This window comes from Flavobacterium sp., assembly GCF_027484945.1.
GTDB lineage: Bacteria > Bacteroidota > Bacteroidia > Flavobacteriales > Flavobacteriaceae > Flavobacterium.
In genome coordinates, this window is record NZ_JAIXRZ010000022.1 from 1 (window position 1) to 19777 (window position 19777).

The window sequence follows — 19777 nt, forward strand, 5'->3', positions numbered from 1 at the left end:
GAGCAAATTACCCAGCAGGTGTATACAATGTGATCTTGACACAAGGAGAAAATACCAAAACACTACGTGTAGTGAAACGATAATTTCTTCAATGAATACAAAATTAAGGCCGCTCCTAGAGCGGCCTTTTTTTATTTATATATCAATTAATAAAATCGTTTGTTGAAAAGTAATGCTTATGTGTGCTGTTAAAGCAAAAAAAAACCATACAAATTGTATGGTTTAACGTATAAAGAATACTATTTAATTACTGTTTTAATGAAGCTTTTTTGTAGGCGTAAAATTTATAAAACGCAAAAGCTAATCCGAATAAAGCTAATATAATAAGATGTGTATTAATAGGTGCAGGAGCAGGATCTCCGCCATTAAGTCCGCCTCCATCATCGTCGTCACCTGGTCCAGCTTGGGCAAATAGCGCTATTTGAGTAAAAAATAACAGGCCAATAAAATACAATCGTATAGTATTTTTTTTCATTTCAAATGATTTTTACGACACAAAGATAAAATCATTTTTTAAATATCACTCATTTGTACTAGAAATATCGATAAAAAACACATAAATCAGTGTAAAAATAAATCAGATTTTTGAATCTAGTTGTCAATTTCAGAGGTGAAATAGAGTTTTACGCTAGGATATTTACTTTGGGTCATTTGTATTGTAAAGTCAGAATCGGCCAAAAAGACCAATTGTCCGTACTTGTCATGGGCTAAAAATTTTTGCTTGATTCGTTTAAATTCAGCAAATTCTTCATTTTTAGGATCTTCGGGTTTAACCCAACACGCTTTATGTACCGGAAAATTTTCATAGGAACATTTGGCCCCATACTCGTGCTCCAATCGGTATTGAATTACTTCATATTGAAGCGCTCCAACCGTACCTATAACTTTACGATTGTTCATTTCAAGGGTAAATAACTGGGCAACACCTTCATCCATTAATTGATCAATTCCTTTTTCCAATTGTTTTGCCTTCATTGGGTCGGCATTGTTAATGTAGCGAAAGTGTTCGGGAGAAAAACTCGGTATTCCGCGAAAGTTCATCATTTCGCCTTCGGTCAACGTATCACCAATTTTAAAATTCCCGGTATCGTGTAGCCCTACAATATCACCAGGATAGGAAATGTCCACAATTTCTTTTTTCTCTGCAAAAAAGGCGTTCGGACTAGAAAATTTTAAACCTTTATTCAAACGAACATGCATGTAGGGTTTGTTGCGTTCAAAGGTGCCCGAAACAATCTTAACAAATGCTAATCGATCCCGATGTTTAGGGTCCATATTGGCATGAATTTTAAATACAAACCCAGAGAGTTTGGTTTCGGTTGCTTCAACCAAGCGAGTATCCGATTCTTTGGCACGCGGACTAGGAGCAATTGCAATAAATCCATCCAGTAATTCGCGAACCCCAAAATTATTCAAAGCCGATCCAAAAAAAACAGGCTGTAAGCTACCATTTAAATAGCGCTCCCGATCAAATTCAGGATAGACTTCTTGAATCAATTCAAGCTCTTCACGCAGTTTGTTTGCCGGTTTATCGCCAATTATTTTTTCTAATTCCGGATTTTGAATGTCGGTAATTTGTATAACATCTTCTATGTTTTTGCGACTGTCACTGCTAAATAAGTTGATGTTTTTTTCCCAAATATTATAAATACCTTGAAAATCATACCCCATCCCAATAGGAAAACTAAGGGGTGTAACTTGTAATCCTAATTTTTGCTCCACTTCATCCATTAAATCAAAAGCATCTTTACCTTCACGGTCGAGCTTGTTGATAAAAACAATGATGGGGATATTGCGCATGCGACATACCGAAACTAATTTTTCGGTTTGCTCTTCAACCCCTTTGGCCACATCAATTACCACTATTACACTGTCGACAGCCGTCAATGTGCGGTAGGTGTCTTCTGCAAAGTCTTTATGTCCGGGTGTATCAAGAATGTTGATTTTTTTATCCTTATAATTAAAAGCCAAAACCGAAGTGGCAACCGAAATTCCACGTTGCCGTTCAATTTCCATAAAGTCACTCGTTGCCCCTTTTTTAATTTTATTGCTTTTTACTGCACCCGCTTCTTGAATGGCACCCCCAAACAATAAGAGTTTTTCAGTAAGCGTGGTTTTACCGGCATCGGGGTGGGAAATAATTCCAAAAGTCCTTCTTCTTTCGATTTCTTGTAAAAAATTCATACGATAAAAATTGGGTGCAAAAATACGATTTATCATTCAATTATCAGGGTAAAAAAAGTGTCGAAATTCAGGTCCAAAACGTGTTAATAAATTTTTGTTAATAGTACTGCGCAGTCTTGTTTAATGCCTGCGTTTTGTTACTTTTGTTAATTCGAATGAAACCAAATTTTAGTAAAACCGTAAATAGTAATGTTACCCAATACAATGAATATTAGAAATTTGTTTTTTGCCTTGTTAGCCGGGATTTCAATGACTGCTCAACAGCAGAATTCGACTAAAGAAGTACTGTTCACTATTGATGACAAGCCCTATGATTCCGAAGAGTTTATTCGGGTGTACAACAAAAACTTAGACCTAGTAAAAGATGAGTCGCAAAAAGATCTTACCCAATATCTCGAATTGTATATCGGGTATAAACTAAAAGTAAATAAAGCCTTTAAATTGGGTTTGCAAAACGGAGCGCAATACCAAAATGAATTAAAATCCTACCGTACACAGCTTTCAAAAAATTATTTGATGGATTCCAAAGTCACACAAGAGCTTTTGGATGAAGGATATGCGCGTTTGCAAAAAGAAATTAATGCTTCACACATCTTATTGATGGTCGACGAAAATGCATCACCCGAAGATACATTAGCGGCTTACAATAAAATTATGGCCATTCGGGATCGTATTGTTAAAGGTGGAGAAGATTTTGGTACAGTTGCCGCCGAAACCTCGCAAGATCCTTCTGCCAAAGAAAACAAAGGGAATTTGGGCTATTTTACCGCTTTTAGAATGGTGTATGCCTTTGAAAACGGAGCATACAAAACGGATTTAAATCAAGTTTCAATGCCCGTTCGCAGTCGTTTTGGCTATCACATTATTAGGGTTAATGCCACGCGCGACAATCGCGGTGAGATCGGGGTTTCTCACATCATGATTTTAAAACCAAAAGAAGGAGAGGATCCCAATAAAGCCAAAACAACTATTGATGAAATTTACCAGAAATTGCTTCAAGGGGAAAATTTTGAAGAATTAGCCAAGCAATTTTCGGAAGATAAATCCTCATCAACTAAAGGAGGGGTGTTGAATAAATTTGCATCGGGCCAACTGAGTTCCGAAGAGTTTGAAAACCAAGCGTTTGCTTTGTCGGAAGAAAACCCAATGTCCAAGCCCTTTGAAACAGCTTATGGTTGGCATATTGTTAAATTAAACGGTAAATTTCCACTGCGTTCAAAAGATGAAATGAAAGTAGAATTGGAATCAAAAATTGCGCGCGATGACCGCTCTAAAAAAATTAGTGAGGCCTTAGCAGTCAAATTACGAAAAAAATACGCCACTCAAAAAGACAATAAGTTGTACAAGGCGATTGTAAAATCAGTAGACGAATCCTATTACAAAGGAGAATGGAAGGTGCCGACCGATTTGAAAAAATTTGATACTCGATTATTCATGGTGGGATCAAAAGAGATTAAAGGTGGTACGTTTTTAGATTATTTGTATACGCAACAAAAAAGCAGTGGCAACATCAAACCGTTAAATAAATTGGTCGATGTATTGTTTGATCGTTTTGCCGATGAACAACGCGCTATTTTTAATAATGAAAATTTAGAAAATGAATACCCAGAGTTTGCGGCCGTAATGAATGAATATCGCGATGGTTTGTTGTTGTTTGATTTGATGGAAAAAGAAATTTGGCAACGTGCTAAAACAGATACGGTTGGACTAAAACAATTCTACGAAGAGAACAAACAAAAGTATGTTTGGAAAACCCGTTATGATGCCGAAGTCTATTCGTCTACCAAACCAGAGGTGATGAAAAAGGTGATGGGATTGTTAAAAAAGGGAATGGATGCTAAAACAATTAAAGAAAAGTTTAATTCAGATAAGGAGTTGAATGTGATGATGTATGATGGTGTTTATGAAGAAGGTGCTGACGCTTTACCAAAAAATATCACGCCAGAATCTAAAATTACCGAAGTCACTCAAAAGGGGGAGTATTATTACGTAGCCAAAGTACGCAAGGTATTGCCTGCAGCAATTAAAACATTGGAAGAATGTAAGGGCAGGGCTACCAATGAATACCAACAATATTTGGAACAAAATTGGATTAAAGCGCTAAAGAGTGAATTCCAAATAAATGTGAATTACGACGTTTTTGAACGGGTTAAACAACAATTAAAGAAATAAATTCATGCATACTTTACGAATAATTCGTATACTTTTTTTAGGGTTGTGTTTCGGTACATCCGTTTTAGCTCAAGAAATTATACCTGAGAAACAACCCGATAAAAAAGAAGCAACACAGCGTGCCAATCGCCAACGTATTGATGGGATTATTGCCACCATTGGAGATTACAATGTGCTTGATTCCGATATTGATAAAACGTATTTAGAGATTGAAAGTCAGGGACAATCCATTAAAGACATTACCCGCTGTCAAATTTTAGGAAAATTGATGGAAGAGAAATTGTATGCCCACCAAGCGATACAAGATTCCATTCAAGTGAGGGATGAAGATGTAAAAGAACGAATGAATCAACAAATCGATTATATGGTCGAACAGTTGAAATCAATGGATGCGGTGGTTAAATATTTTAAGAAAGATAATGAGGATGAATTTCGCGCGGAGTTATTCGAGCTCTTGAAGCAGCAACAATTGGCCTCTGAAATGACCAAAAAAATTGTCAGCGCTGTCGAAATTACCCCCGAAGAAACGCGTTCGTTTTACCAAAGACTCCCAAAGGACGATTTACCATTAATTGGTGCAGAAGTCGAAATTGCACAAATTGTAATTACTCCCAAAGTGAGTGAAGAAGAAAAGCAAAACGTTATCAACCGGCTAAAAGAAATTAAAGCCGAAGTAATGAACGGGGCAAGTTTTACCACAAAGGCGGTATTGTATACAGAAGATCCGGGTTCCCGATCCAGCGGTGGATTTTATAAAATCAATAAAAAAACTCCTTTTGTAAAAGAATTTAAAGATGTTGCCTTTTCGTTGCAAGAGGGCGAAATATCAGATCCTTTTGAAACCGAGTTTGGCTACCATATCATTTATTTGGAAAAGGTAAAAGGTCAAGATTTAGAACTGCGCCATATTTTGATGAAGCCCAAAGTGACCAACGCGTCCTTGAAAGAGGCCAAAGAGAAAGCAGAATTGTTGCGTCAACGCATAGTAGCCAAAGAAATTTCGTTTACAGATGCTGCACGCACCCTTTCGGATGAAAAAGAAACCCGTGCCAATGGTGGTGTATTGGTAAATCCGAAGACTCAAGACACGCACTTTGAGCTAACCAAAATGGATCCCGAATTGTATAGCTTGGTATCCAATTTGAAAAGTGGTGAAGTAACGCAAGCGTTGTTTGATGATGATGGACGCAATGGGAAACGGTATAAAATTATAACGGTATCTTCCAAAACCGAGGAACACCCCGCAGATTTTAGTAAAGATTATACCAAAATTAGGGAGTTGGCTTTAAAAGAAAAACAGTTGAAAGCCATTGGAAAATGGTTTGATCAAAAAATTAAAGAAACCTACATTAAAATCAATGGAGAGTACAAAGAATGTACTTTTACCAACAATTGGTTGAAAAAATAGCAAAACAAAAACGGGAGTATGTCAGACGTAACAGCGATTCAAAATTTAGTTCAAAAACGTAACGAACTCAAAGCCGAAATAGCAAAAGTAATAGTTGGTCAAGATGCCGTAGTCGACCAAATTGTATTGAGTATATTTTCAGGAGGACATGCCTTATTAGTTGGAGTGCCTGGTTTGGCAAAAACATTAATGGTAAATACGATTGCTCAAGCTTTAGGGCTTGACTTTAAGCGCATTCAATTTACGCCCGACTTGATGCCTTCGGATATTTTGGGAAGTGAAATTTTAGATGAAAACCGCCAATTTAAATTTATAAAGGGACCGGTTTTTTCCAATATAATTTTAGCCGATGAGATCAACCGTACGCCACCAAAAACGCAGGCAGCGTTGCTAGAAGCTATGCAGGAACGCGCGGTGACTATCGCAGGGCAAAATTATAAATTAGATTTGCCCTATTTTGTGTTGGCTACTCAAAATCCAATTGAACAAGAAGGGACCTATCCGCTTCCAGAAGCTCAATTGGACCGCTTTATGTTTGCCATTAAATTGGATTATCCCACATTTGAAGAAGAGGTTCAAGTGGTAAAAAGCACAACAAATGACTCCAAACCGATGAGTAATGCGTTGTTTACTAGTGCTGAAATTATTGAATTCCAACAGTTAATTCGCCGTATACCGGTTGCCGATAATGTGGTAGAATATGCAGTGCGATTAGTAAATAAAACCCGACCTAACGGGCCAATGGCAATCGATTATGTTCGAAATTATTTGGATTGGGGTGCCGGGCCACGAGCATCACAAAACCTAATTCTTGCGGCTAAAACACATGCTGCTTTTCAGGGGAAATATTCTCCCGATATCGAAGATGTGAAAGCGGTTGCGGAAGGTATTTTACGTCACCGAATTATTAAAAATTATAAAGCAGATGCCGATGGTATTACCGAAGAGATGATCATTCAAAAATTGCTGTAATGATCAAGAAGGTGATAGGCTTTCTGCCTGAATTGATAGCCACATCGTTTGCTATGCTATGGTTTCTTGAAAATTATATAGAAACCGGTTCAATCAATTATTATGCTTTAGTAGCAGGATTGTTGCTAATGATCGCAGCAGTAACACAATCACGACCCCTCGGTATGGCTATGGGGGTTATTACAATACTCTTTTCGTTTTTTATGGGTATTCGAGGGTATCTGTTTTTAGCAGAATTACAAGATAAAGCCCTCGGTAATCGTCTTTTTTACCTGATGTTAGCTGTTTTCTTTTTGAGTTTAGTTAGTGGTATTGTCTTGTTTTTTAAATATTACCGTAAACAAGTTCATCCCGTTTAACCTTGACAAACTTTTTGTTAAAATTAGAAACTATTTTTAATTTTTCACTTCTAAATTCCCTTTTCGATAATAAAGTTCTATTGATTTTGCCTATTAAGAAAATAATTGCGACCAATAAAGATAATCGATTAAATATTTTTTAAAAAGTGTATCTTTTCGTAATTTTGTGGTGCAAACAAATAACCTTTTTTTTATGGCTTTTGATATTGAAATGATTAAAAAAGTGTATGCAAATATGCCCCAGCGTGTAGATAAAGCACGTGAATTAGTAGGGCGTCCGCTTACGCTTTCTGAAAAGATTTTATATGCGCATTTGTGGGAAGGAAATCCTTCGCATGCGTTCACTAGAGGTAAAGATTATGTTGATTTCGCTCCCGATCGTGTAGCGTGTCAAGATGCTACGGCTCAGATGGCCTTACTGCAATTTATGCATGCTGGTAAATCTAAAGTGGCGGTACCTACAACGGTTCATTGCGACCACTTGATCCAAGCAAAAGTTGGCGCAACCACCGATTTGGCTGTTGCCAACTCTCAATCTAAAGAAGTATTTGATTTTCTTTCTTCTGTTTCCAATAAATACGGTATCGGTTTTTGGAAGCCAGGCTCTGGAATTATTCACCAAATTGTATTAGAAAATTATGCTTTCCCAGGAGGAATGATGATTGGTACCGACTCCCATACAGTGAATGCGGGTGGTTTAGGAATGTTGGCTATTGGTGTAGGTGGAGCAGATGCCGTGGATGTAATGTCGGGAATGTCGTGGGAATTAAAATTTCCGAAATTAATTGGGGTTAAATTAACCGGAAAATTAAACGGCTGGACGGCTCCAAAAGATGTTATTTTAAAAGTAGCCGATATTCTAACCGTTAAAGGAGGGACCGGCGCTATTGTTGAATATTTCGGAGAAGGTGCTGTGGCTATGTCATGTACCGGTAAAGGGACGATTTGCAACATGGGTGCAGAAATTGGAGCAACTACTTCAACCTTTGGATACGACGATTCGATGCGTCGCTATTTAATCGCTACCGGTCGTCAAGATGTAGTTGATGCTGCCGATCAAGTGGCGTCCTATTTAACAGCCGATGCAGAAGTGTATGCTAATCCAGAGCACTATTTTGATCAATTAATTGAAATCAATTTATCAGAGTTAGAACCCCATATTAATGGGCCATTTACTCCCGATCGCGGTACACCAACTTCAAAAATGAAGGAGGAAGCTGAGAAAAACGGTTGGCCGTTAAAAGTCGAGTGGGGACTAATTGGTTCCTGTACCAATTCTTCTTATGAAGATATGGCGCGCGCAGCTTCTATTGTAGAGCAAGCAGTTGCCAATCATATTACTCCAAAAGCTGAGTTTGGTATCAATCCAGGTTCAGAACAAATTCGCTATACCATAGAACGCGATGGTATTTTAGCCACATTTGAAAAAATGGGGACTAAAGTATTTACCAATGCTTGCGGTCCTTGTATCGGGCAATGGGATCGCGAAGGGGCAGAAAAAGGAGATAAAAATACGATTGTTCATTCGTTCAACCGCAATTTTTCTAAGCGTGCTGACGGGAACCCAAACACCCATGCTTTTGTAACTTCTCCCGAGATGGTTGCTGCTTTGGCAATTTCAGGTCGTTTGGATTTTAATCCAATTACCGATACAATCATTAACGATAATGGTGAAGCAGTTAAATTAGCTCCCCCTGTTGGAGATGAATTGCCATCAATGGGATTTGCAGTTGAAGATGCAGGCTTTCAAGCTCCCGCTGCCGATGGTAGTGGAGTGAACGTTGTTGTGAATCCAACCTCTGAGCGTTTACAATTATTGGATCCGTTTCAACCTTGGGACGGTCAGAATATTACAAATGCTAAACTGTTAATTAAAGCATTTGGTAAATGTACCACAGATCATATCTCAATGGCAGGACCTTGGTTGCGTTTCCGTGGACATTTGGACAATATTTCCAATAACATGTTAATAGGTGCTGAAAATGCTTTTAACGGAAAAGCCAATTCAGTTAAAAATCAATTGACAGGCGCCTACGAAGAAGTGCCTAAAGTTCAGCGAGCTTATAAAGCGGCTGGAATTGCATCCATTGTAGTTGGTGATCACAATTACGGAGAAGGTTCTTCACGGGAGCATGCCGCAATGGAACCAAGACACTTAGGTGTTTCGGCTGTGTTGGTAAAATCGTTTGCCCGTATACACGAAACCAATTTGAAAAAACAAGGAATGCTAGCACTTACTTTTGCTAACGAAGCTGATTATGATAAAATCCAAGAAGATGACCAATTCAACTTCATCGATTTAACATCTTTTGCTCCGGGTAAACCGTTAACTTTAGAACTGATCCATGCTGATGGTTCAAAAGAAACCATTTTAGCAAATCACAGTTATAATGAGGGTCAAATTGAATGGTTTAAAGCAGGATCTGCATTAAATTTAATTGCCGCTGCAAGTAAAATGTAAACCAAAAGATTGTGTTTCAATAAAAAAACCGCCCCTTTGAAAAAAGAGGCGGTTTTTTTTATAACCAAACAAAAAATAATAAATGAGATTTTTTTAAGTATTTAATTAACCCTAATAAATAACTTAAATGTCGCATAGTTCAGTAGGTTGCTTATAATAGATTTGGGGCTATTAGGATGAACGACTAACTATTTAACAAGTCAAATATACGAACAACTTTCGGTAAAATACAAATAAAATCGATGAATTACATAAAAAATTAAAAAATGTAATAAAATATTTACAAAAATAGTATTTTTTGAATAAAAAAAGTCCAGTACAAGTGTACCGGACTTCATGATTAACTTAAATCTAACGATTAATAATATGTATAGCGTCTTACTTTTGAAATATATTTGGCCAAACGAATCACTTGGTGGCTATAACCGTATTCATTATCATACCAAACATACAGTACAATATTTTTACCATCTCCAGAAACAATCGTAGCATTACTATCATATATTGAAGGAGCAGAAGTGCCAACGATATCCGAAGATACTAATTCATTGTTTAAAGAATATTTAATTTGTTCTACCAGTTCACCTTCTAAGGCATACTTTCGCATAATATTGTTTACTTCTTCAACCGAAGTGGCTTTGCCAACTTCAAGATTTAATACAACCAATGAACCGTTTGGAACCGGAACACGAATGGCATTGGAAGTAAGTTTTCCCGCTAAGCTCGGTAAAGCTTTTGCTACGGCACTTCCGGCACCGGTTTCTGTGATCACCATATTCAAAGCTGCTGCTCTCCCTCGACGGTATTTTTTATGCATATTGTCGACTAAATTTTGATCGTTGGTATACGCATGAATGGTTTCCAAATGACCTTTAACTACTCCTAAGGTGTCTTCAATAGCTTTTAATATAGGAGTAATGGCATTGGTGGTACAGGATGCTGCCGAATAAATTTTAATGGTATCGGGATTGTAGTCATTGTGATTAACACCATGAACAATATTGGGAATCCCTTTGCCCGGAGCTGTTAATAAAACTTTTTCTACCCCTTTTGAAGTCAAATGACGTTTTAAAGCCTCTTCAGTTGTAAATGCACCGGTATTATCAATTACGAGTGCATCTTCAATTCCAAATTGGGTGTAGTCAATTTCTTCTGGTCCAGCAGCGGTAATTATATGTACGGTAGTTCCGTTAATGAGTAATGCATTGTTTGCCACATCAGCAACAACCGAACCTTCAAAGTCGCCATGAACGGAATCATAACGTAACAAAGAGGCTCTTTTTTCTAATGATTGGGCATCATTGCGGTCACGGGTAACAATCGCACGCAAGCGCAATTGCTCTCCTTTACCAATTTTACTCATCATTTCACGGGCTAATAACCGTCCGATACGACCAAACCCATACAATACTACATCTTTAGGTTTTATTTCTTGCGAATTTTTGGAATCTTTCAACCGATCAATCACAAAAGCACGGGAGTCGTGCATAGTGTTGGTTTCCAGATGAAACTCATAGGTTAGTTTTCCAATATCGATGCGAGAAGGCGGTAAATCTAAATTCGAAAGCGCTTTAACAATCTCAACGGTATCAAATACATTGATTGGTTTTTGAATAAACTCGCCCGCATATTCATGCAAGTTCATAATGTCACTCACATTGCGATTTAATAACGGATTGCGGAAGAAAATTAATTCAATGGATTTGTCATACCATAAATCACTAACAATTTTAATAATTTCTATGGCCGCTTTCCTGCGGTCGACTTGAAAAGCCAGTTCTTTTTCGTATTGCTGGATATTCGACATATGTATTGGGTTTAGGTTGTGTAGTTTATTTTTTAATTTGGTGCAAAAGTAATTAACTACAACGTTTTCGTAAAATATTTTATCATTTTTTTTTTTTTTTAACCATCTCCAAAGCAAGAGATGGTTTTCTATTTTTTAATAAAAGGGGGTTTAAATGATAAATCGAAACACTTGTCCGTTTTTAGTAATCAGTTGAACACTTGCGCCTTCACGATCATCTTTATTGACTAAAATTTTAGAAACAGTTTCGATATCGGTCGCATTTGCATTATCTATACGCAAGATTACACTTCCGATTAACTCGTCTTTGTAGGGTAATAACCGTTCATTTGTAATGTCTTTAATTTTAACGCCCGACTCAATGTTGAATCGTTTTTTATCTCCAGCCGTAATATTTTCCAATTCCATTCCTCGGAATTCTGTATTGATCAAATCATTTTTAACCAAGGTAACAGGAATAATTCGAGTTGCACCATCGCGTATTAAAGTTACGCTAACCTTATCATTCGGTCGCTTGGTATTGATGTAACCGTTTAATTCTGAGTAGGATGTGATTTTCTGATTGTCCAATTTGATGATAATATCTCCTTTTTGAATCCCCGCTTTTGCAGCTCCCGAGTTTTCAATAACGTTGGTTATATAGTAGCCTTCCGTTTGTTTTAAGCCCAATTTTTTAGCATTGGTTCCATTCAATTCATTCCCAACGGCACCCAAAACACCCCGTTGTACATTGCCGTACTCCATAATGTCTTCAATAATTTTTCGGGTGATATTTGAAGGAATCGCAAAAGAATAGCCCGCATAACTTCCAGTAGGAGAAGAAATCATGGTATTAATACCGACCAATTCACCGCGGGTATTTACCAAAGCACCTCCGCTATTACCCGGGTTAACAGCTGCATCGGTTTGTATAAACGATTGTATACCATTAGTATCCAAATTACGAGCTTTTGCCGAAACAATTCCTGCCGTTACGGTAGAAGTTAGGTTGTAGGGATTGCCCACGGCCAAAACCCATTCACCCACTTTCACTTGATCTGAGTCGGCAAATGTTGCATAAGGTAATTTTTCATCGGCATCAATTTTCAACAATGCCAAATCCATTTTAGAATCGGTTCCAATTAATTTGGCTTTAAATACCTTTTTATTATTCAACGTTACCTCGAGTTCCGACGCATCTTTAATCACATGATTATTGGTTACAATGTATCCGTCTTGTGAAATGATTACACCCGAACCCGTACCAATTTGTTCTTGTTGTTGTGCTCCGCCACGTGATCCGTAGAAAAATTCCATAATCGGATTATAAACCGTGCGAACAGACACGTTCTTTACGTGAACGACTGCATGTACCGTATTGTCGGCAGCTGCCGTAAAATCAATGTTTTCTGCACCCATTGCTACATTTCGAGCACCGTAATTGGGCGCCAATGTTACCAATCCATTTCGTGTAGTGTGATCTTCAACAAAGAGTTTATAGGCCCCTAAGGTTGTTGCGCCGCCAAGTAATGCAACTAAAAATACGCTAGATAATTGTTTCATTAGTTTACTATTAGTTCAATTTATAACTTCAAATTTATCAAAATAGTGTTCCGTTACCTTTCCTTTAACGCTCGTTTAACAATGTTTAACGTGCTATTAATATTTGTAACTTTGTCACTCTTACAAAAGTAAAAATGCGTTTGAAATTTCAAAAATATCAAGGAACCGGAAATGACTTTATAATCATCGATAACCGATTACTGTTTTTTCCCAAAAATGATACCAAACTCATCGCACGTCTTTGCCATCGTCGTTTTGGCATTGGAGCAGACGGCTTGCTATTATTGGAAAATGACAATATGTCTGATTTTAAAATGGTGTATTACAATGCCGATGGTCATGAAAGTTCGATGTGCGGCAATGGCGGTCGTTGTTTGACAGCCTTCGCTAAAGAGCTAGGAGTGATTCAGAATGAGGCTACTTTTTATGCTGTAGATGGACTACACCACGCCCATATTGATTCATTGAATAAGGTTGCGCTTCAAATGATTCCGGTCGATTCGGTTGCTGTTCATGCCGACTATGTATTCTTAAATACAGGCTCACCCCATCATGTTGTGTGGGTTGACCAACTCGATACATTTGATGTTAAAGCTACAGGTGCCGCTATTCGTTATTCCGATTTGTATGGTACTGCAGGAAGCAATGTAAATTTTGTTCAACCATTGGGTGACAATCATTTCCGGTTGCGAACATACGAGCGCGGAGTAGAAGATGAGACACTTTCCTGTGGAACTGGGGCAACAGCCGTTGCAATTGCTATGCATGCACTCGGTAAAACAACTACAAATGAAATTGATTTGGAGGTAGAAGGTGGTAAATTGCATGTGTCATTTGATTTTGTAGACGGAAAATACCAGCAAATCCATTTAATCGGACCGGCTACTTTAGTCTTTTCAGGAGAAATTGAACTATGATGCAAACGTTACACGGAAATAGCATCTACCTTCGCGCATTAGAACCAGAGGATTTGGAGTTTATCTATGCTGTTGAAAATGACGAGGCAATTTGGGAGGTTAGTAATACGATTACTCCCTATAGTCGGTTTTTAATTCGGCAATACCTTGAAAACGCACAACAGGATATTTTTGAAGCCAAACAACTTCGTTTAGCTATATGTTCTAGAACAAGTGAAGAAGCATTAGGTTTGATTGATCTTTTTGATTTTGATCCTGTAAACCGAAGAGCAGGTGTAGGCATTATCATTAAAAATGAAAATGAACGGGGAAAAGGTTATGGGAAAGAAGCGTTGCAATTGGTAATTAATTATGCATTTCATCACCTTCAATTGCATCAATTATATGCAAATATTGGTGAAGAAAATGCAGCAAGTATAGCCCTTTTTAGTACTTTTGGATTCCAAAAAATTGGCGTTAAGAAAGATTGGATTTGCCGTAACGGTGAATTTTTTGATGAGGCGCTCTATCAATTATTACAAAAATAAACAGTACGATAATGTTTGCTAATAAGAAAAAAATAGGCTACTTAGTAGGTGGCTTCGTGTTGGTGATTGGACTGGGCATGTACCTCCGTTTTTTTGCTTCCAATACCACATTTAATGAAGCCGAACAATGGGTAACTATTCCTACCGGCTCCAATTTTGAAGCAGTTAAAAAAATTATGGACCCTTACATTGATGGGATGGGTGGCTTTGAAAATATGGCTGCAATTCGTCGGTATGATAGTAACGTAAAGCCCGGTCGGTTTTTATTGAAAAAAGGAATGGGTAATTTTGGTTTGGTTGCTGCACTACGCCATAATATCCCAGTGAAACTTACCTTTAACAATCAAGAACGTTTGGAGGATTTGTGTGTACGTTTCAGTCAGCAAATCGAGCCGGATACGACCCAATTAACTTCTGTTTTTCGCGATTCGTTATTTTTAAAAGAGCAGGGCTTTACTAAGGCGAATGTTATGGCAATGTTTATTCCAAATTCTTACGAGTTTTACTGGAATATTTCCGCAATTACGTTCCGTGATAAAATGTTGAAAGAATACAAAAAATTTTGGAATGCAGATCGTTTAGCCAAAGCAGAAAAGGTTGGTTTATCGCCAATTGATGTCATAATTCTGGCTTCAATTGTGCATAAAGAAACCGTAAAAAAAGAGGAGCGTCCACGTGTGGCAGGGGCTTACCTCAATCGTTTAAAGCAAGGAATGCCCTTGCAAGCCGATCCAACGGTTATCTATGCGTTGAAGTTGAAAGCAAATGATTTTACCCAAGTGATAAAACGCGTTTTGTTTAAAGATTTAACCCTTTCTTCCTCGTATAATACGTATGTTAATATTGGTTTACCACCCGGACCTATTGCAATGCCCGATATTACAGCAATTGATGCGGTATTGAATCCCGAAAAGCACAATTATATTTATTTTTGTGCGAGTATCGAGCGCTTTGGCTATCATGAGTTTGCGGTTACGTATCCTGAGCATCAAGTGAATGCTAAAAAATATGCAGATTGGATTAATTCCACAGGAACAACGCGCTAAAATGCTGCGGTATTTGTGGATTGTACTTGTCTGTACAATGGGCTTAAGTGCCCAAAATAAATCGTTTTCATTTTTAAAACCCTCCGATACCCTTCATAAACTGAGAAGAAATGGAGTGGTATTAGCCACTTCGGGTTTAGCCGCTACTACTTTAGTCGGGTTAAATCAATTGTGGTATAGCGATTATCCAAAATCCGACTTTCATTTTGTTAATGATAATAATGAATGGTTACAAATGGATAAAGCTGGACATTTTTTGTCGTGTTATCATATCAGTCGCCTTAGTGCCCAATCTATGGCATGGAGTGGTGTGTCAAAAAAGAAGCAGTTGTATTTTGGTGCCAGTGCAGCTTTGGCCTTTATGACGGTTATTGAAGTTTTTGATGGCTATTCTGCCGAATGGGGAGCGTCATGGGGCGATGTATTCGCAAACACAACCGGAACGGCATTGTATGTTGGTCAAGAATTACTTTGGAACGAGCAGCGGATTGTTCCGAAATTTTCCTTTCACCAAACGTATTTTGCATCCCAAAGACCCAATGTACTTGGGAGTAGTTGGAATGAACAAATCCTGAAAGATTATAACGGACAAACCTATTGGCTTTCCTTTAATCTGTATGATTTTACGAAAGAAAAAACATTTCCCAAATGGTTAAATGTCGCATTGGGCTATGGAGCCACTGGAATGGTGTCTGGATATAATGAAAATTCGCAACTTTTGAACCTGCCTTCTTATCAGAGAAACCGCCAATTTTATCTAAGTTTGGATATAAATTTGCAGAAAATACCTACAAAAAATAGAGTTTTACAAACGCTATTTTCAGCCTTCAATTTTTTGAAAATACCAGCGCCAACCCTTGAATATCAGGCATCAGGAAATTGGAAAGGCCATTGGATCTATTACTGATTTAGCATTAACTCCTTGATTTTCAATAGTTATTTAAAAAAAGGTTGTATATTACCCCCCGTTAATCAAGTGGTGACAGGGCTTGGAAATTACATTTTATGATCAAAAAATGGACGTATTATAGCACCATTTTACTTGTAATCGTCGGTATTTGTTCCGCATTTAAATCAGAAGACATCAAGAGCCATAGTTGGTTTTATGTTAGCGAAGAAGACGAATTGTCGTACCAATTTCCTTCGTTAAATCCAAACGATTACTACAACAACACCATCCCTTTTACTGGAAAATATTTTATTGGATTTAAAGAAGCGGTTGCTTTTAGAGAGTCGCAAGGGAATTATAAAAAAGTAAATTCCAAAGGTTTTATGGGTAAGTATCAGTTTGGTCCTCATACGTTGGCTTCGATTGGCATTCGTGATCAAGGCGCTTTTTTACGCAATCCAGAGCTACAAGAAAAAGCTTTCGTTACCTTACTCAAAAAACACAAGTGGGAGTTACGCAATGAAATTAGTAATTATCGAGGAAAAACGGTTGGCGGCGTATATATTACCGAATCGGGTATTTTAGCCGCGGCACATTTGGGTGGTCCAGGCTCTGTACGTCGTTTTTTAAAAACGGATGGTCGTAGAAAATGCCACGATGGGTATGGGACTTCAGTAAAAACCTATATGAAGCGATTCTCGGGTTATGAAACCCACCACATAAAGCCTGAAAAAAATCCAAAAGTTAACTAATACAAAACCTCCAATTGTGGAGGTTTTTTTATGATGTCTTGTGCAAAATAAATAGGGTAGGGCGTTTATCTAAGTTCATTTTTTGTTTTTTCCAATCGGCTACACGATACGTTTTAATATATTCTGTAGGTAATGTGATATCGGCAGCGATACATAACAGCGTGTTCGGATGTACGGTTTGCAAAATGTCTTCTACTAACTTCATGTTACGGTAAGGTGTTTCAATAAATAATTGGGACTGGTTGCGTTCAAAAGAAATACGTTCCCAATTTTTAAGCGCTGCTTTTCGTTCACCTTTATCAATCGGTAAATAGCCGTTGAAAGCAAAACTTTGTCCGTTCATACCACTTGCCATCATGGCTAATAGTAAGGAAGAGGGTCCAACTAAAGGAACTACCTGAATTCCTCTTTCATGGGCTAATTTTACGATTACCGCCCCAGGATCGGCTATACCTGGACATCCGGCTTCACTCATTAGCCCCACGTTTTTTCCTTCCATACAGGGTTGCAACATGTGGCTGTGTTCTTTGGCGTCGGTATGTTTATTTAAGAGGCTAAATTGTAAGGAAGGTTGCGGAATTTCGGGCGCTATTTTTTTGATGAATCGACGCGCCGTCTTTTCATTTTCAACAATATAGGTGTTGAGCTGTGTTATCGTATGTTGAACCGTTGCTGGAAGTACTTCCAAGGGCTCGTTATCACCCAAGGGAATCGGAATCAAGTAGAGTTTTCCTTTTGGAGTCACATCCATTATTTTTTTAATAAACGTTGTGCAATGATATCGGTAGCTTCGTCTAACATAGCATATACCATGTCGAAACCATTTTGAAGGCCGTAATACGGGTCGGGTACATCTACATTATCACCGGGAAATAAAGCGTTTAAGATTAATTCCACTTTTTGTTTTTGATTCTCATTTTTTGCTAAAAAAATAACATCGTCATAATTGGAATTATCCATAACAAAAATATAATCAAACGTATCAAAATCGCTTACCGTAAATTGACGTGCTTTTTGTTTTGAAATATCTAAACCCATTTTTTGAGCCGTAGCAATCGAGCGGCTATCAGGTTGACGCCCAATATGGTAGTTGGCTGTGCCAGCGGAATCTACAAAAAATTGATCCTTTGGTAATTTGGAGGCCAAAAGTCCTTCTGCTAAAGGCGAACGACAAATGTTGCCCAAACATACCATTAAAACGTTAACAGGCATGATGGTTACGGGTACTTAATTAGTTATGCAAAAGTAGGAAACCCGACTATAACGACAATTTTTTGTTGATATCTTCTACAAACTTTTTGAATTGTTTGTCGGTGGCTACCAAATTGTCTACGGTTTTGCAAGCATGAAGTACAGTAGCATGGTCACGGTCACCAATTTGCGATCCGATGTTAGCCAATGAGGCTTTGGTGAACTTTTTTGCAAAGAACATTGCCAATTGACGCGCTTGTACAACGTGACGCTTGCGGGTTTTGGACTGAAGTGTGTCAATATCTAATTGGAAATAATCAGAAACTACTTTTTGGATATAGTCAATAGATATTTCGCGTTTCACATTCTTGACGAATTTTTCTACGATACTCTTCGTTAATTCGATTGTGACCTCTTTTTTGTTAAAAGATGACTGCGCTATTAAAGAGATAATGGCACCTTCCAACTCGCGAACATTTGATTTGATATTTTGGGCAACATATTCTACAATTTCGTTAGGCATTTCAACACCATCACGGTATAAAATATTGCGTAAAATCGAAACACGTGTTTCATAATCGGGTTGGTGCAATTCTGCTGAAAGTCCCCATTTAAAACGCGACAATAAACGTTGCTCAATATCTTGCATATCAACCGGCGCTTTATCTGAAGTTAAGATAACTTGCTTTCCGTTTTGGTGCAAATAATTGAAAATGTGAAAAAAGACGTCTTGGGTTCCCGATTTCCCCGACAAAAATTGAACATCATCAATGATTAAAACATCAATCAATTGATAAAAGTGAATAAAATCATTGCGGTTATTTTTCTTAACCGAATCAATATATTGTTGTGTGAAGACTTCGGCTGAAATATAGAGTACCGTTTTTTCAGGGTATTTATCTTTGATTTCAACCCCTATGGCATGCGCTAAATGGGTTTTTCCCAATCCTACTCCCCCAAAAATCAATAAGGGATTAAACGAAGTTCCACCGGGTTTATTGGCCACAGCCAAACCTGCAGAACGTGCCAAACGGTTAGAGTCGCCTTCTAAGAAATTATCAAAACTATAGTTTGGATTCAGTTGGGATTCAATTTTAACATTTCGAATTCCGGGAATTACAAACGGGTTTTTTAACTCAGGGTTTAAATTTTTATAGGGTGCATCTACATTTTGCGATTTTATCGGACTGCGATGCGCACTCGGCAACTGTTCAGTAAACGGTTGTTTGTTGCCGTAAGTGTTTTCCATCTTAATTTTATACAGTAACTTTGCGCTTTTACCAAGTTCTCTCGTAAGTGCGACCTTTAATAATTTTACATAGTGTTCCTCAAGCCATTCATAAAAAAATTTGCTGGGCACTTGAATGTATAATGCGTTATCAGTAAGTTCAACAGATTTGATAGGTTCAAACCATGTTTTGAAAGCTTGTTCCTGGATGTTGTCCTTTATGAATGAAAGACAATTCTCCCATACTGATTGCGCAGTTTTACTCATAAATCTGTTAAAATTATTAATTTGTTAAAGGTTCTGTTGCTGTGAAGAAGCGCGA

General features: G+C 37.8%; 17 protein-coding genes. 10 read left to right on the plus strand and 7 right to left on the minus strand.

The genetic code is table 11. The annotated features are described in order from the left end of the window. Nucleotides 1-247 precede the first annotated feature (247 nt). Entirely contained in the window at nt 248-475 is a 228-nt protein-coding gene (locus tag Q0039_RS03375; RefSeq protein WP_297509062.1) for a hypothetical protein, read from the minus strand. A 116-nt stretch (nt 476-591) separates the two neighbouring features. Further along, a complete protein-coding gene (locus Q0039_RS03380) occupies nt 592-2184 on the minus strand; it encodes a peptide chain release factor 3 (protein WP_297509065.1) in 1593 nt (530 codons plus the stop codon). A 204-nt stretch (nt 2185-2388) separates the two neighbouring features. Here Q0039_RS03380 and Q0039_RS03385 point away from each other — a divergent pair, with 204 nt between their 5' ends. From Q0039_RS03385 to Q0039_RS03405, 5 genes are all read left to right on the plus strand, one after another. Then, nucleotides 2389-4356: a peptidylprolyl isomerase gene (locus Q0039_RS03385; RefSeq protein WP_297509068.1), complete on the plus strand. Its 1968-nt coding sequence runs from the start codon at nt 2389-2391 to the stop codon at nt 4354-4356. A 4-nt stretch (nt 4357-4360) separates the two neighbouring features. After that, nucleotides 4361-5764 (plus strand): peptidylprolyl isomerase, encoded by a 1404-nt coding sequence (locus Q0039_RS03390; RefSeq protein WP_297509071.1) that lies wholly within the window; start codon nt 4361-4363, stop codon nt 5762-5764. Nucleotides 5765-5782: 18 nt separating this feature from the next. Next, a complete protein-coding gene (locus Q0039_RS03395; protein ID WP_297509074.1) occupies nt 5783-6736 on the plus strand; it encodes a MoxR family ATPase in 954 nt (317 codons plus the stop codon). Then, the gene (locus tag Q0039_RS03400) at nt 6736-7095 is read left to right on the plus strand and encodes a hypothetical protein (protein WP_297509076.1); all 360 of its coding nucleotides are present in this window, start codon (nt 6736-6738) and stop codon (nt 7093-7095) included. The genes Q0039_RS03395 and Q0039_RS03400 overlap by 1 nt, the downstream gene beginning before the upstream one ends. A gap of 193 nt (nt 7096-7288) precedes the next feature. Beyond that, on the plus strand, nt 7289-9556 hold the full coding sequence (locus Q0039_RS03405; protein WP_297509079.1) for an aconitate hydratase: 2268 nt from the start codon (nt 7289-7291) through the stop codon (nt 9554-9556). Nucleotides 9557-9914: 358 nt separating this feature from the next. On the opposite strand, the gene Q0039_RS03410 is transcribed toward Q0039_RS03405, so the two are convergent. Together Q0039_RS03410 and Q0039_RS03415 are read right to left on the minus strand one after the other, a co-directional pair. Beyond that, entirely contained in the window at nt 9915-11363 is a 1449-nt protein-coding gene (locus Q0039_RS03410; protein ID WP_297509082.1) for a glyceraldehyde-3-phosphate dehydrogenase, read from the minus strand. Between the two features lie 150 nt (nt 11364-11513). Beyond that, the gene (locus tag Q0039_RS03415; RefSeq protein ID WP_297509085.1) at nt 11514-12905 is read right to left on the minus strand and encodes a trypsin-like peptidase domain-containing protein; all 1392 of its coding nucleotides are present in this window, start codon (nt 12903-12905) and stop codon (nt 11514-11516) included. A gap of 134 nt (nt 12906-13039) precedes the next feature. On the opposite strand from Q0039_RS03415, the gene dapF reads away from it, so the two are divergent. The 5 genes from dapF to Q0039_RS03440 all read left to right on the plus strand — a co-directional run bounded on the left by dapF (nt 13040) and on the right by Q0039_RS03440 (nt 17036). Further along, nucleotides 13040-13822 carry a diaminopimelate epimerase gene (dapF, locus tag Q0039_RS03420; protein ID WP_297509088.1) on the plus strand — a complete coding sequence of 261 codons (783 nt, stop codon included), beginning with the start codon at nt 13040-13042 and terminating at the stop codon, nt 13820-13822. Next, a complete protein-coding gene (locus Q0039_RS03425) occupies nt 13822-14349 on the plus strand; it encodes a GNAT family N-acetyltransferase (RefSeq protein WP_297509091.1) in 528 nt (175 codons plus the stop codon). Before dapF ends, Q0039_RS03425 begins: the two co-directional genes overlap by 1 nt. An 11-nt stretch (nt 14350-14360) precedes the next feature. Next, nucleotides 14361-15395 carry an endolytic transglycosylase MltG gene (gene mltG / locus Q0039_RS03430; protein WP_297509093.1) on the plus strand — a complete coding sequence of 345 codons (1035 nt, stop codon included), beginning with the start codon at nt 14361-14363 and terminating at the stop codon, nt 15393-15395. After that, entirely contained in the window at nt 15358-16302 is a 945-nt protein-coding gene (locus Q0039_RS03435) for a DUF2279 domain-containing protein (RefSeq protein ID WP_297509097.1), read from the plus strand. The genes mltG and Q0039_RS03435 overlap by 38 nt, the downstream gene beginning before the upstream one ends. Before the next feature lie 98 nt (nt 16303-16400). Next, nucleotides 16401-17036, plus strand: coding sequence for a peptidoglycan-binding protein LysM (locus Q0039_RS03440; protein WP_297509100.1), 636 nt, complete (start codon nt 16401-16403; stop codon nt 17034-17036). Nucleotides 17037-17064: 28 nt separating this feature from the next. On the opposite strand, the gene Q0039_RS03445 is transcribed toward Q0039_RS03440, so the two are convergent. The 3 genes from Q0039_RS03445 to dnaA are packed head-to-tail and all read right to left on the minus strand — an operon-like array spanning nt 17065 to nt 19722. After that, the gene (locus Q0039_RS03445) at nt 17065-17787 is read right to left on the minus strand and encodes an SAM-dependent methyltransferase (protein WP_297509103.1); all 723 of its coding nucleotides are present in this window, start codon (nt 17785-17787) and stop codon (nt 17065-17067) included. Then, nucleotides 17787-18248, minus strand: a complete 462-nt coding sequence (locus Q0039_RS03450; RefSeq protein WP_297509106.1) for a low molecular weight protein-tyrosine-phosphatase — start codon at nt 18246-18248, stop codon at nt 17787-17789. Before Q0039_RS03450 ends, Q0039_RS03445 begins: the two co-directional genes overlap by 1 nt. A gap of 46 nt (nt 18249-18294) precedes the next feature. Further along, nucleotides 18295-19722 carry a chromosomal replication initiator protein DnaA gene (gene dnaA, locus Q0039_RS03455; RefSeq protein ID WP_297509109.1) on the minus strand — a complete coding sequence of 476 codons (1428 nt, stop codon included), beginning with the start codon at nt 19720-19722 and terminating at the stop codon, nt 18295-18297. Nucleotides 19723-19777 lie beyond the last annotated feature (55 nt).

Coding starts and splice junctions, on each gene's coding strand:
- dnaA (WP_297509109.1), bottom strand. CDS start 19,722: ATGAGTAAAACTGCGCAATCAGTATGGGAGAATTGTCTTTCATTCATA.
- Q0039_RS03440 (WP_297509100.1), top strand. CDS start 16,401: ATGATCAAAAAATGGACGTATTATAGCACCATTTTACTTGTAATCGTC.
- Q0039_RS03425 (WP_297509091.1), top strand. CDS start 13,822: ATGCAAACGTTACACGGAAATAGCATCTACCTTCGCGCATTAGAACCA.
- Q0039_RS03375 (WP_297509062.1), bottom strand. CDS start 475: ATGAAAAAAAATACTATACGATTGTATTTTATTGGCCTGTTATTTTTT.
- Q0039_RS03445 (WP_297509103.1), bottom strand. CDS start 17,787: ATGGATGTGACTCCAAAAGGAAAACTCTACTTGATTCCGATTCCCTTG.
- Q0039_RS03415 (WP_297509085.1), bottom strand. CDS start 12,905: ATGAAACAATTATCTAGCGTATTTTTAGTTGCATTACTTGGCGGCGCA.
- Q0039_RS03405 (WP_297509079.1), top strand. CDS start 7,289: ATGGCTTTTGATATTGAAATGATTAAAAAAGTGTATGCAAATATGCCC.
- Q0039_RS03385 (WP_297509068.1), top strand. CDS start 2,389: ATGAATATTAGAAATTTGTTTTTTGCCTTGTTAGCCGGGATTTCAATG.
- Q0039_RS03410 (WP_297509082.1), bottom strand. CDS start 11,363: ATGTCGAATATCCAGCAATACGAAAAAGAACTGGCTTTTCAAGTCGAC.
- Q0039_RS03380 (WP_297509065.1), bottom strand. CDS start 2,184: ATGAATTTTTTACAAGAAATCGAAAGAAGAAGGACTTTTGGAATTATT.
- Q0039_RS03435 (WP_297509097.1), top strand. CDS start 15,358: ATGCAGATTGGATTAATTCCACAGGAACAACGCGCTAAAATGCTGCGG.
- dapF (WP_297509088.1), top strand. CDS start 13,040: ATGCGTTTGAAATTTCAAAAATATCAAGGAACCGGAAATGACTTTATA.
- mltG (WP_297509093.1), top strand. CDS start 14,361: ATGTTTGCTAATAAGAAAAAAATAGGCTACTTAGTAGGTGGCTTCGTG.
- Q0039_RS03390 (WP_297509071.1), top strand. CDS start 4,361: ATGCATACTTTACGAATAATTCGTATACTTTTTTTAGGGTTGTGTTTC.
- Q0039_RS03395 (WP_297509074.1), top strand. CDS start 5,783: ATGTCAGACGTAACAGCGATTCAAAATTTAGTTCAAAAACGTAACGAA.
- Q0039_RS03450 (WP_297509106.1), bottom strand. CDS start 18,248: ATGCCTGTTAACGTTTTAATGGTATGTTTGGGCAACATTTGTCGTTCG.
- Q0039_RS03400 (WP_297509076.1), top strand. CDS start 6,736: ATGATCAAGAAGGTGATAGGCTTTCTGCCTGAATTGATAGCCACATCG.